Source organism: Streptomyces sp. NPDC057697 (assembly GCF_042799335.1).
GTDB lineage: Bacteria > Actinomycetota > Actinomycetes > Streptomycetales > Streptomycetaceae > Streptomyces.
The window spans coordinates 274794-287611 of sequence record NZ_JBHVJA010000003.1; the positions used below are offsets into that span (position 1 = coordinate 274794).

The 12818-nt window shown below is 68.8% G+C and carries 7 protein-coding genes; 5 read left to right on the forward strand and 2 right to left on the reverse strand.

The window, feature by feature from the left end:
* Positions 1-94 precede the first annotated feature (94 nt).
* The gene (locus ACFVFH_RS11040; RefSeq protein WP_383765939.1) at positions 95-2824 is read right to left on the reverse strand and encodes a transglycosylase domain-containing protein; all 2730 of its coding nucleotides are present in this window, start codon (positions 2822-2824) and stop codon (positions 95-97) included.
* Positions 2825-3213: 389 nt separating this feature from the next.
* Between ACFVFH_RS11040 and ACFVFH_RS11045 the strand changes: the two genes are divergently transcribed.
* From ACFVFH_RS11045 to ACFVFH_RS11055, 3 genes are all read left to right on the forward strand, one after another.
* Positions 3214-3921 (forward strand): helix-turn-helix transcriptional regulator, encoded by a 708-nt coding sequence (locus ACFVFH_RS11045; protein ID WP_383765941.1) that lies wholly within the window; start codon positions 3214-3216, stop codon positions 3919-3921.
* A 61-nt stretch (positions 3922-3982) separates the two neighbouring features.
* Positions 3983-5065, forward strand: coding sequence for an inositol-3-phosphate synthase (locus ACFVFH_RS11050; RefSeq protein ID WP_266731319.1), 1083 nt, complete (start codon positions 3983-3985; stop codon positions 5063-5065).
* Between the two features lie 124 nt (positions 5066-5189).
* Positions 5190-6494, forward strand: coding sequence for an MFS transporter (locus tag ACFVFH_RS11055; protein WP_383765943.1), 1305 nt, complete (start codon positions 5190-5192; stop codon positions 6492-6494).
* Between the two features lie 81 nt (positions 6495-6575).
* Here ACFVFH_RS11055 and ACFVFH_RS11060 read toward each other — a convergent pair whose 3' ends face one another.
* Positions 6576-8018 carry a CCA tRNA nucleotidyltransferase gene (locus tag ACFVFH_RS11060; RefSeq protein WP_383765944.1) on the reverse strand — a complete coding sequence of 481 codons (1443 nt, stop codon included), beginning with the start codon at positions 8016-8018 and terminating at the stop codon, positions 6576-6578.
* 182 nt (positions 8019-8200) lie between these two features.
* Between ACFVFH_RS11060 and ACFVFH_RS11065 the strand changes: the two genes are divergently transcribed.
* Positions 8201-10486 (forward strand): DUF6049 family protein, encoded by a 2286-nt coding sequence (locus tag ACFVFH_RS11065; protein ID WP_383765946.1) that lies wholly within the window; start codon positions 8201-8203, stop codon positions 10484-10486.
* Positions 10487-10535: 49 nt separating this feature from the next.
* On the forward strand, positions 10536-12695 hold the full coding sequence (gene murJ / locus ACFVFH_RS11070) for a murein biosynthesis integral membrane protein MurJ (protein ID WP_383765948.1): 2160 nt from the start codon (positions 10536-10538) through the stop codon (positions 12693-12695).
* Positions 12696-12818: the final 123 nt, after the last annotated feature.

Below are 12818 nucleotides of genomic sequence, written 5' to 3' on the forward strand. Positions count from 1 at the left end.
TCCTGCCGTACGGGACTGTGGAAACGGCGAGGGCCGCCGCACCGGGTGGTGCGACGGCCCTCGTCATGGATCGGCCGGTCGGGCCGGGCGGACGTTATCCGGCCGGTCCCGCGATGAACCCTCCGTCGCCGCCGGTCCCGTTCCCTCCGTTTCCGCCGTTGCCGCCGTTCCCTCCGTTGCCGCCGTTCCCGCCGTTCGCGTTCCCGCCGGTCGGTGGCTCGGTCGTCGGGGGAGGGCCGCCGGTACCACCGTCGTCTCCGCCGTTCGCCCCCTCGCTGTTCCCGCCGTTGTTGTGCTGGCAGTCCCAGTCCCACGTACCGCAGGTCTCGCCGGGGTCGGGCGGCGGCGGGGTGTTGTCGTCCGAGGGCGGCTTGGTCGCCGTTTCGGTCGGCGGCGGCGGTGTCGTCTCGGTCGGCGTCGGCTTGGGGCTCTGCGCGCCGCCGCCGTAGACCTTGTCGCCGATCGGCTCCGGCTTCGGGAAGGTCAGGACCGGCTGCCCCTTCAGCGCTCCCGCCATGTAGTCGTGCCAGATCTGGGCCGGGAACGACGCACCGTGGATCGTCTTCTCGCCACCCGTGCCGTACATCTTCTCGAACTTGCGGTCCTTGTTCGACGCGTCGTCGTCGAGCCGGTACATGCTGATGGCCGTGGACAGCTGGGGCGTGTAGCCGACGAACCAGGCCGACTTGTTGTCGTCCGTCGTACCGGTCTTGCCCGCCACGTCGCGGCCGGGGAGCTGCGCGGGGGTACCGGTTCCCTTATCGACGACGTTCTTCAGGACATCGGTGACGTTGTCGGCGATCGCGGGGGAGAAGGCGCGCTGCTTGACGTCGTCCTTGTGCTGGTAGACCACCTTGCCCTCGTGCTTCACCTCGGAGACCGAGTAGGGCTCGCGCTGCATACCGCTGTCGGCGAACGTCGCGTACGCGCCGGCCATACGGATCGCGCTGGGCGAGGACGTACCGATGGAGAACGACGGCACGTGCGAATCGGCCATCTGGTCGTCGTCCTTGAGCCCCGCGGCCATGGCGACGTCCTTCACCTTGTCGGTGCCGACGTCCATGCCGAGCTGCACGTACGGGGAGTTGGCGGAGACCCGCATGGCCTCGCGGAGGGTGATGTTGCCCTTCGACTCATGGCCGTCGTTGGCCTGGAGCCACTCCTTGCCGTTCTCGTCCATCCAGATGTCGCCGTCGTACTTCTTGATCTTCAGCCGGTCGTCGCCGTTGTAGATGCTGAGCGGCGAGACCGGCGTGCGCTCCGAAGGCCCCTGGTCCGGCCCGAGCGAGGGGTCCCGCTTGCCGTACTCCATCGCCGCCGCCAGTACGAACGGCTTGAAGGTCGAGCCGACCTGCGCACCGGTCGGGTCGGCGTTGTTGGTGAAGTGCTTGGTCGCGTCCTGGCCGCCGTAGATCGCCACGATGGCCCCGGTCTTGGGATCCACCGAGCCGCCGCCGAACTGGACGTGGGTGTCCGTACCGGGGCGCTCCTTCGGCTTGATCTTGTTGTCGTAGACCTTCTGGACCGCGGCGTCGAGCTCCTTCACCTTCTTCTTGTTGAAGGTGGTGTGGATCTGGTAGCCGCCCTGGGCCAGCATCTCCGCGGTGACACCGGGGGTGTTGTTGAGGAAGTACTTCTTGGCCAGGTCGACCAGATATCCGGTCTGGCCGCCGAGCTGGGCGTTCTTCTTCGGCGGGAGGGGGTCGGGGAACTTGGTGTACTTGTCCCGCTCCGCCTTCGAAAGGCGTCCGTCCTTCACCTCTTCGTCGAGGATCCAACTCCAGCGCTTCTTGGCCCGCGCGGTGTTGAGCTTCGCCGTCGCCTGCTTGGCATCGACGTCGGTGGCGCCCGCCGGGTCGTAGTAGGACGCGCCCTTGAGCAGCGTGGCCAGGAACGCGCACTCGCTCGGATTCAGATCCACGGCGTCCTTGCCGTAGTACGTACGGGCCGCCGCCTGGATCCCCGAAGCGCCTCGTCCGTAGTACGAGACGTTGAGGTAGTCCCGGATGATCTCGTTCTTCTTCATCTTGTTGGTGACCTTGAGCGTGATGAAGAGTTCCTGGAACTTCCGGCTCAGGGTCTGTTCCTGGGAGAGACGAGAGTTCTTCACGTACTGCTGGGTGATCGTCGAACCACCCTGGGTCTCGCCGCCGGTCGCCATGTTGAACAGAGCGCGGCCGATGCCCATGGGGTCGATGCCCCGGTCGTGCTCGAAGGACTTGTTCTCGGCGGAGATCACGGCGTTGCGCATGGCGTCGGGGATCTGCTCGAAGCTGATGATCTGGCGGTTGACCTCACCACCGGTGGCGACCATCTGCGAGCCGTCGTCCCAGAGGTAGACGTTGTTCTGCGCCTTCGCGGCCTCGTTCACGTTGGGCAGGCCCACCATCGCGTACGCGATCCCGCCGATGCCCATCAGCACACCGAGGAAGCCGATGCAGAGGCCGGAGACCAGCTTCCACGACGGCACCCAGCGCCGCGCGCCGTACTTCCCGGCGCGCGGGTAGTCGATGAAGCGTTTCTTGACAGGCCGCTGGCCCGCACGGCCACGCCCCCTGCCGGGGCCCTCGGCGTCATCGCCGCCACCGCGGCGACGTCCGCCACCACCGCCACCGCCGCCCCGGCCGCCGCCCCGCTGGGCGGCTCGTCTGGCCGCCGCGCGTCCGCCGTACGGGGTGTCCCCGCCCGGTGCGTCGGAAGGTGTTTCGGAAGTCACTCCGTGTGACGGAGCGGCGCGGCGTCCTGAGGACTGCTGGGCAGCTCGTCTGGCCGCTGCACGCCCACCACCTTGTGGTTGCGGCGTTTTGCGACGGTGCTCGCTCATCGAACGACTACTCCTCGGGCAGGCGAGAGCGCCTGGAAGCGGCAGTTGAGATCCGGTCCCCCCGAATTTCGGACCAGCCCTGCGTCAGGCTCGTCCGCTATGCGTCCGGCTGGTCCGCGGAGACTGACGCGCGCGTGCGTCACGCGGTTCCCGGTGGTCTGCATGCCGCACAGACTACGCACGGTCAAAACCCTCCTAGGGCCGAACTTCACCCCAAACAACGCAAGTCGGTGCCTACGAATTCTCGATGTGACGCCGTTCACGATGACTCCCCTTGTCGCATCGGTGGGACCGATCTATCGTCGTGATGTATCGAGTCGATACATCAGCTCGGTACATCGGCCCGGCACAGGGCTTCGCAGGAGCACTCGGTGAAGGAGGAGGCGAAGTTGAGCAGACGCTCCGGCATCCTCGAATTCGCCGTTCTCGGACTGCTCCGCGAGTCCCCGATGCATGGCTATGAGCTGCGCAAGCGCCTCAACACCTCGTTGGGGATCTTCCGCGCCTTCAGCTACGGCACCCTCTACCCCTGTCTCAAGACGCTGGTCGCCAACGGCTGGTTGATCGAGGAGCCGGGTGCCGCTCCTGCCGATATTTCGCCCGCCACCGGCCGTGCGGTCGCCCCCGCCTCCTCTCTGGCCGGGCGTCGCGCCAAGATCGTCTACCGGTTGACGGCGGAAGGTAAGGAGCACTTCGAGGAGCTGCTCTCGCACACCGGCCCCGACTCCTGGGAGGACGAGCACTTCGCAGCCCGCTTCGCCTTCTTCGGGCAGACGGAGCACGAGGTACGGATGCGCGTCCTGGAAGGCCGGCGCAGCCGGCTGGAGGAGCGGCTGGAGAAGATGCGGGCCTCTCTGGCCCGCACTCGCGAGCGCCTCGACGACTACACGCTTGAGCTGCAGCGACACGGCATGGAGTCCGTGGAGCGCGAAGTTCGCTGGCTGAACGAGCTCATCGAGAGCGAGCGGTCGGGACGGGATCAGCGACGGTCCTCGCCCGGGAGCGAAGCTCAGCAGAACACCGCAGGAGAGACGGGCGGCCTGCCCCGGCGCCGGGGTGACACCCCGCCGGATCCGTCCGACGACACCGCAGAGTGAGGGCCCGCAGATCCGCGGGGCCCTCATCGGAATCATCCAAAACACACAGGGAGCAACCGGAATGGGTTCGGTTCGCGTAGCCATCGTCGGCGTGGGCAACTGCGCCGCCTCGCTGGTCCAGGGCGTCGAGTACTACAAGGACGCCGATCCGGCCGGCAAGGTGCCCGGTCTGATGCACGTCCAGTTCGGCGACTACCACGTACGGGACGTCGAGTTCGTCGCCGCCTTCGACGTCGACGCGAAGAAGGTCGGCCTCGACCTCGCGGACGCCATCGGTGCCAGCGAGAACAACACCATCAAGCTCTGCGACGTGCCGAACGCCGGTGTCACCGTCCAGCGCGGCCACACCCACGACGGTCTCGGCAAGTACTACCGCCAGACCATCGAGGAGTCGGCCGAGGCCCCGGTCGACATCGTCCAGGTCCTCAAGGACCGCAAGGTCGACGTCCTCGTCTGCTACCTGCCCGTCGGCTCCGAGGTCGCTGCGAAGTTCTACGCGCAGTGCGCCATCGACGCCAAGGTCGCGTTCGTCAACGCTCTCCCGGTCTTCATCGCCGGCACCAAGGAGTGGGCGGACAAGTTCACCGAGGCCGGTGTGCCGATCGTCGGCGACGACATCAAGTCGCAGGTCGGCGCCACCATCACGCACCGCGTGATGGCGAAGCTCTTCGAGGACCGGGGCGTCATCCTGGACCGCACGATGCAGCTGAACGTCGGCGGCAACATGGACTTCAAGAACATGCTGGAGCGTGAGCGCCTGGAGTCCAAGAAGATCTCCAAGACGCAGGCCGTCACCTCCCAGATCCGGGACCGCGAGCTCGGTGCGGACAACGTCCACATCGGCCCGTCGGACTACGTGGCCTGGCTGGACGACCGCAAGTGGGCGTACGTGCGCCTGGAGGGCCGCGCCTTCGGCGACGTTCCGCTGAACCTGGAGTACAAGCTGGAGGTCTGGGACTCCCCGAACTCCGCCGGTGTCATCATCGACGCCGTGCGTGCCGCGAAGATCGCCAAGGACCGCGGCATCGGTGGCCCGATCCTCTCCGCGTCCTCGTACTTCATGAAGTCCCCGCCGGTCCAGTACTTCGACGACGAGGCCCGCGAGAACGTCGAGAAGTTCATCCGCGGCGAGGTCTCCAACTGACGCAGCCGGACACGGCGCGTCGGAGCGGTCGGACGGTGAGCGGCAACGCTCCTTCCTCTCCGCACCGTTGAGGGTCCCCGGGCAATCTGCCCGGGGACCCTCAACGTATGTGACCCTTGATCGCATGGCCGTCGTGGGTGATCTACGCGTTCTTCTGCGCCTTCGGAACTTCCGGCGTCTGCTGGCCGTACGGCTCCTCTCCCAGTCGGCCGACGGCGTCTTCCAGGTGGCACTGGCGGCCCATGTCGTCTTCTCCCCGGAGAAACAGGCTTCGGCGGGAGCCATCGCCTCCGCGATGGCGGTCCTGCTGCTGCCCTACTCGCTCATCGGCCCCTTCGCCGGTGCCCTGCTGGACCGCTGGCCGCGCCGCCAGGTCTTCCTGTACGGGAACCTGCTGCGTGCCGTCCTCGCCTGCTGCACGGCGCTCCTCATCCTCGGCTCCGCACCCGACTGGCTCTTCTACTCCTCGGCGCTGTGCGTCACCGCGGTCAACCGCTTCGTCCTGGCCGGTCTCTCGGCCGCGCTGCCACGGGTCGTCGACAGCGAACGGCTGGTGCTCGCCAACTCGCTCTCACCGACCGCCGGAACGCTCGCGGCCACGGCGGGCGGCGGTCTCGCCTTCGCGGTGCGGCTGGTCCTCGCGGACTCCGACGCCGCCGTGGTGCTGCTGGGCGCGGTGCTCTATCTCGCCTCGGCGCTGGTCTCCCTGACGCTTGCCACCGGGCTCCTCGGACCCGACCGGGACGGACACCGGACCGGCCTGGGCACGGCCCTGGCGGTGACCGCACGGGGGCTGTCCGACGGCTTGCGCCATCTGGCCGAGCGGAAGCAGGCGGGCCGGGTGCTGGCCGCCATGACCGTGATGCGCTTCTGCTACGGGGCACTGACCGTGATGGTGCTGATGCTGTGCCGGTACGCCTGGACCGACAGCGAGTCCGAGGGCCTGGCGCTTCTCGGGCTGGCCGTGGGGGTCTCCGGCGCGGGCTTCTTCGCGGCGGCCGTGCTCACGCCCTGGGCGGCGGGGCGGCTCGGCCGGCTGCGCTGGATGGCGATGTGCGCCATGGGGGCCGCCGTCCTCGAACCCGCGCTGGGACTGTGGTTCGCTCCCGCGCCGATGCTGGTGGCGGCGTTCGTCCTCGGACTGGTCACCCAGGGGGCGAAGATCACCACCGACACGGTGGTGCAGACCTCGGTGGAGGATTCCTTCCGGGGCCGGGTCTTCTCGCTGTACGACGTGCTGTTCAACGTCGCCTTCGTAGGGGCCGCGGCGGTCTCCGCCCTGATGCTGCCCCCGGACGGGCGGTCGGCCGTGGTGGTGATCGGCGTGGCGGTCCTCTACGCGACCGTCGCCGTACTGGTCACCCGCTGGGACCGCGCCGAAGAGGCTCCTCGGCCACCGAGGCACGGCGAGGGGCGCTGTTTCACGTGAAACAACGCCCCTCGTCCGTTCGGAGTGCGACTCGGGGGCGGGTCATGTTTCACGTGAAACATGACCCGCCCCCGGGCGGCCTCAGTCCTGCGCGGCCCACCACTCCCTGAGCTTCTCGACCGCCGCGTCCCGCTCCATCGGCCCGTGCTCCAGACGCAGCTCCAGCAGGAACGCGTACGCCTTGCCGATCACCGGGCCCGGACCGACGCCCAGGGTCTTCATGATCTCGTTGCCGTCCAGGTCGGGGCGGATGGCGTCCAGCTCCTCCTGCTCCTGCAACTGCGCGATGCGCTCCTCCAGCCCGTCGTAGGTCCGGGAGAGCGCGGCGGCCTTGCGCCTGTTCCGAGTGGTGCAGTCCGAGCGGGTCAGCTTGTGCAGCCGGTCCAGCAGGGGACCGGCATCCCGCACGTACCGGCGGACCGCGGAGTCCGTCCACTCGCCGTCGCCGTAGCCGTGGAAGCGCAGGTGGAGTTCCACCAGCTTCGAGACGTCCTTGACCATGTCGTTGGAGTACTTGAGCTCGGTCATCCGCTTCTTGACCATCTTGGCGCCCACCACCTCATGGTGGTGGAAGGAGACGCGCCCGTCCTTCTCGAAGCGCCGCGTCCGCGGCTTGCCGATGTCATGGAGGAGGGCCGCAAGACGCAGAACCAGGTCGGGGCCGTCCTGCTCCAGGTCGATCGCCTGCTCCAGGACGGTCAGCGAATGCTCGTAGACATCCTTGTGACGGTGATGCTCGTCACTTTCCAGACGCAGCGCGGGGAGCTCGGGCAGCACCTGCTGCGCCAGCCCGGTGTCGACGAGCAACGCCAGGCCCTTGCGGGGGTGCGTGGAGAGCAACAGCTTGTTGAGCTCCTCCCTGACCCGCTCGGCGGAGACGATCTCGATGCGCCCGGCCATCTCCGTCATCGCGGCGACCACCTCGGGGGCCACGTCGAAGTCCAGCTGAGCCGCGAAGCGGGCAGCGCGCAGCATGCGCAGCGGATCGTCGGAGAACGACTCCTCGGGCGTTCCGGGGGTGCGGAGAACGCGCTCCGCCAGGTCCTCCAGCCCGCCGTGCGGGTCGATGAACTCCTTCTGCGGAAGCGCCACGGCCATCGCGTTGACGGTGAAGTCGCGACGGACGAGGTCCTCCTCGATGGAGTCGCCGTAGGACACCTCGGGCTTGCGGGAGGTCCGGTCGTACGCCTCCGACCGATATGTGGTGACCTCGATCTGGTAGCCGTCCTTCTGGGCGCCCACGGTGCCGAAGGCGATCCCGACCTCCCAGACCGAGTCGGCCCACGGGCGGACGATCTTCAGTACGGCCTCGGGGCGGGCGTCGGTCGTGAAGTCCAGGTCGTTCCCGAGCCTGCCGAGAAGCGCGTCCCGGACCGAGCCGCCGACCAGGGCGAGACCGAATCCGGCGTCCCGGAAACGGCGGGCGAGGTCGTCGGCGACCGGGGACACCCGGAGCAGTTCGCTGACTGCGCGGTGCTGCACCTCGGTCAGGGCACGGGAGCTGTCTTCGTTGGCGTTCGACACAACAGAAAAGGGTACGTGCCCGGACCGGCCCGGTCGCCCTGGTTTCGTCCCGCCTGCGAGACTCTTCCGATCATGTAGCGAACTCCCCAGCACTTGGCACCCGCGCACATCGTTACCATGCGTGGACGCAACAACCGACAAGCATCGACACCAGCTGACGACGACGAGGGACGGGTAAGCGCGTGGCCGAGGCGGCAGACATTCAGGGGATCGGTCCCTCTCCTGCCCGCCGGTGGCTGCGGCGCACAGCCGCCCTGGTCATCGGGGCGCCGCTCGTCGCCGCGCTGCTGGCCGTTCCGGCCGCGCAGGCAGGCACCGAAAAGGCCCGCACCGGCTCCGGGACGGTCGATGTGTCCCTGGACACGCTGTCCCCGAGCGCACCGGTCAAGGGGGACACCCTGACCGTCTCCGGCACCGTGACCAACCGGGGCAGGGACACCATCAAGGCGGCCACGGTCGACCTGCGGGTGGGCCCCAAGCTGCTGGGCAGGACGGAGATCGACACCGCGGCCAGGCGCACCGGGTACGCGCTCGGCAGCGACCCCGCCGCGCTCGGCGGCAAATACACGGTGAAGATCGCGAAACTTCCTTCCGGCATCAGCCAGGACTTCACGCTGTCCGTCCCGGTCGGCAAGCTCGGCCTCGGCGACGACGGTGTCTATCAGCTCGGTGTCTCGCTCTCGGGGCAGACCTCCCGGGCCCCGTACCCCCAGGTGCTGGGGATCGAGCGCACCTTCCTGCCATGGCAGGAGGAGGAGCGCGACTCCAGGACGAAGCTCACCTATCTCTGGCCGCTCATCGCCTCGGCCCATGTCACCGCCGAGACGGGCACCGACGATCAGCAGACGCCCGTGTTCGCGGACGACGACCTGGCAGCCGAGCTGGCTCCGGGCGGACGGCTGGAACAGCTGGTCTCCCTGGGCAGCCAGCTGCCGGTGACCTGGGTGATCGACCCCGATCTGCTGGCCAGCGTCGATGCGATGGCGGGGAACTACCGCGTCAAGTCCGGCGACACCACCGTCGCGGGGACGAACCAGGCCGTCGCGAAGACATGGCTCACCGCCCTCGAAGCCGCGGTGTCGGACGGGAAGGTCGTCGCACTGCCGTTCGCCGACCCCGATCTGGCGTCCATCGCGCACCGCGGCAAGAACGTCTCCGGCACCCTCAGCCACCTGCAGACCGCCACCGAGGTGGCCGGCAAGACGGTGCAGACCATCCTCCATGTGAAGCCCTCGACCGACTTCGCCTGGCCCGTCGACGGGGCGATCGACCCGTCGATCGTCGATGTCGCCACCTCCGCCGGCGCCCACAAGGTGATCGCCCGCAGCGACAGCCTCCAGGAGACCGGGAACCTGCCGTACACGCCGACCTCCGCCCGGCCGATCGGCGGAGGCACCACCGCGGTCGTCGCCGACGCCCGGCTCTCCACGGCCTTCCAGGGCGACATGTCGAAGGCCGGGAACTCCACCCTCGCGGTGCAGAAGTTCCTCGCCCAGACGCTCGCCCTGACCGAGCAGGACACGGACGCGGAGCGGAGCATCGTCGTCGCACCGCAGCGGACGCCCACCGTGGCCCAGGCCCAGTCGATGGCCCGCGCCCTGCACGGTCTGGACGACGGACGCTGGACCCAGCCCCTCGGGCTGGTGGACGCGGCCGGCGCGAAGCCCGACGCGGACGCGACGACCGGCGTCCCCAGGACCTCCCAGTACCCGAGGAAGCTCCGCAGCCAGGAGCTGCCCACCCAGGCCTTCCAGGACATCAAGTCCACCCAGGTCTCGCTCAACAGCTTCCAGGTCATCCTCACCCAGACCGAGCGGGTGGTGACCCCCTTCGGCAACGCGCTCAACCGGTCCATGTCGACGTCCTGGCGCGGCCGCCCGCTGGAGGCCCAGCAGTACCGGGACTCGGTCCGCACCTATCTCCAGGACCTCATCAACGAGGTCCAGCTCATCTCGAAGTCGGACGTCACCCTGTCCGGCCGCAGCGCCACCATCCCGGTGACCGTGCAGAACAGGCTGTTGCAGGGCGTGGACCATCTCGTCCTCCGGCTGAAGTCGGAGAACGCGACGCGCCTCAAGCTGAACGACGGCGGGGCCGTGGCCGAGCAGCCGATCCGGATCGGCGCCGGTCACAGCCAGTCCGTGAAGTTCGACGCCGCGGCCAACGTCAACGGCCAGGTACGGATGACGGCGCAGCTCTACACGGAGGACGGCACACCGTACGGCGACGAGATGACCTTCACCGTGAAGGTCTCCGAGCTCACTCCGACCGTGCTGCTGGTCATCGCGGGCGGGCTGCTGCTCCTGGTCCTCGCGGGCATCAGGATGTACACCCATCGCAAGCGCGCCAACGCGGGCGGCTCGACCGGCGACGACGGCGGTGAACCCGAGCAGCCGAGTGACCCGACTCCGGACACCGGGCCGGAAAGCGGGGAGCCGTCGGCCCCGGGTGAGAAAGTGGAACGTTGAGCGATGTCTGTCGTGGCCGGTCGGCCGGGGACGATGAGGTGGGGTTTCGATGAACGCGCCGTACGACGGTGACCGCGGTCAGGGTGCGGGCGGAGCCGGGCCTTCCGGCGGGCCCCCGATGCCCCCGGGGCCCGGCCAGGTTCCGCCGACGCCCGATCCGTACCTTCAGGACGCCTACGACCGCGATCCCTACCTCGCCCAGGACCTGTCGGTCCAGGACCCGGTGGGCGAGGCGCTGTACGACCGGGCCGCGCACCCACCGCCGCCCCCGGGCACGTACCAGCAGCCCCAGCCGCTCTACCAGCAGCCCGCCGCGGCGCAGTACCCGCCCGATCCCCGGGTCTGGGCGCAGGCCCCGGCGCCCGAGCCGGACGGCCCGTCGCGGCACCTGCCGTACGGCGACACCCCGGCGACCACCCAGTTCGTCGGGGTGGACGACCTCGTCAGTCAGGCGTCCCGGGACGACGAGCAGCCGGACGCCTTCGCTCACCTCTTCCGGGACCAGGAGGGCCCTACGGGGTCGGCCCCCGTCCCCGCGGAGCCCGAGCCGGCCCCGGCGCCCGCTCCGCCCAAGTCCGGCGGCCGGGCCTCCGGGATACTGAAGTCCAGCGCGCTGATGGCGGCCGGCACGCTCGTGTCCCGCCTCACCGGATTCGTCCGCACCCTCGTCATGACCGCCGCACTCGGTGCGGCGCTGCTGGGCGACAGCTTCACCATCGCCTACACCCTTCCCACGATGATCTACATCCTCACCGTGGGCGGCGGTCTGAACTCGGTCTTCGTGCCTCAGCTCGTCCGGTCCATGAAGGACGACGAGGACGGCGGCGAGGCCTACGCCAACCGGCTCCTGACACTGGTCATGGTCGCGCTCGGCGTGATCGTCGCACTCGCGGTCCTCGCCTCTCCGTGGCTGATCCACATGATGTCGCCGACGATCGCCAATGACGCGGCGGCCAACAGCGTCGCCGTGACCTTCGCCCGGTACTGCCTGCCGACCATCTTCTTCATGGGCGTGCACGTCGTCATGGGCCAGATCCTGAACGCCCGCGGAAAGTTCGGCGCGATGATGTGGACCCCGGTCCTCAACAACATCGTCATGATCTTCACGTTCGGCATGTTCATCTGGGTCTACGGAACGTCCGCCGAGTCCCAGATGGGCGTCCAGACCATTCCGCCGGAGGGCGTCCGGCTGCTCGGCATCGGCACGCTGCTCGGCCTGGTCGTCCAGGCCCTGGCGATGGTCCCGTATCTGCGCGAGGCGGGGTTCCGGTTCCGCCCGCGCTTCGACTGGAAGGGACACGGGCTCGGCAAGACGGTCAAGCTGGCCAAGTGGACCGTTCTGTTCGTGCTGGCCAACCAGGCCGGTGTGATCGTCGTCACCCAGCTCGCGACCTCGGCGGGCAAGCTGTCCGGCAAGGACGGCACCGGTTTCCTCGCCTACTCCAACGCCCAGCTCATCTGGGGCATGCCGCAGGCGATCATCACCGTCTCCGTCATGGCGGCCCTGCTGCCCCGTATCTCCCGCGCCGCCCACGACGACGACCCGGGCGCCGTCCGCGACGACATCTCCCAGGGGCTGCGGAACTCGGCCGTCGCGATCGTGCCGGTGGCCTTCTCCTTCCTCGCCCTCGGCCTGCCGATGTGCACCCTCCTGTACGCCTCCGCGGGCACCGAGGCCGCCCGTTCCATGGGCTTCATCCTCATGGCCTTCGGTCTCGGCCTGATCCCGTACTCCGTGCAGTACGTGGTGCTGCGCGGTTTCTACGCCTACGAGGACACCCGCACGCCCTTCTACAACACGGTCATCGTGGCCGCGGTCAACGCGGCGGCCTCGGCCCTCTGCTACGTGGTGCTGCCCGCGCGCTGGGCAGTGGTGGGCATGGCCGCCTCGTACGGGCTCGCCTACGCCGTCGGCGTGGGCATCGCCTGGCGACGGCTGCGCAACCGCCTGGGCGGGGATCTGGACGGCTCCCATGTCATCCGCACCTACGCCCGGCTGTGCCTGGCCGCGATCCCGGCCGCGGTCCTCGGCGGCGGTGTGAGCTTTGCCCTGCTCCTGGGCCTCGGCGAGGGCGCCTTCGGTTCGCTCACCGCTCTGATCTGCGGCGGAGCCGTCCTCCTGGGGGTCTTCTTCATGGCCGCCAAGCGGATGCGGATCGAGGAGATCAACGGCATGGTCGGCATGGTCCGAGGACGACTCGGACGCTGAGGATCTTCGATCGCACAACCATCTCCACCCCTTGCGTGTCGTGCATAGCGCCGGAGTGTGGGCACAATTGGCGTGACTGTGCAGAGCTGGCTGGCATCGCGCAACGGATGGGGAGGCAGGAAC

Excerpts from the sequence above, each read along its gene's own strand:
- ACFVFH_RS11040 (WP_383765939.1), bottom strand. The coding sequence starts at position 2,824 with ATGAGCGAGCACCGTCGCAAAACGCCGCAACCACAAGGTGGTGGGCGT.
- ACFVFH_RS11055 (WP_383765943.1), top strand. The coding sequence starts at position 5,190 with ATGGCCGTCGTGGGTGATCTACGCGTTCTTCTGCGCCTTCGGAACTTC.
- murJ (WP_383765948.1), top strand. The coding sequence starts at position 10,536 with ATGAACGCGCCGTACGACGGTGACCGCGGTCAGGGTGCGGGCGGAGCC.
- ACFVFH_RS11050 (WP_266731319.1), top strand. The coding sequence starts at position 3,983 with ATGGGTTCGGTTCGCGTAGCCATCGTCGGCGTGGGCAACTGCGCCGCC.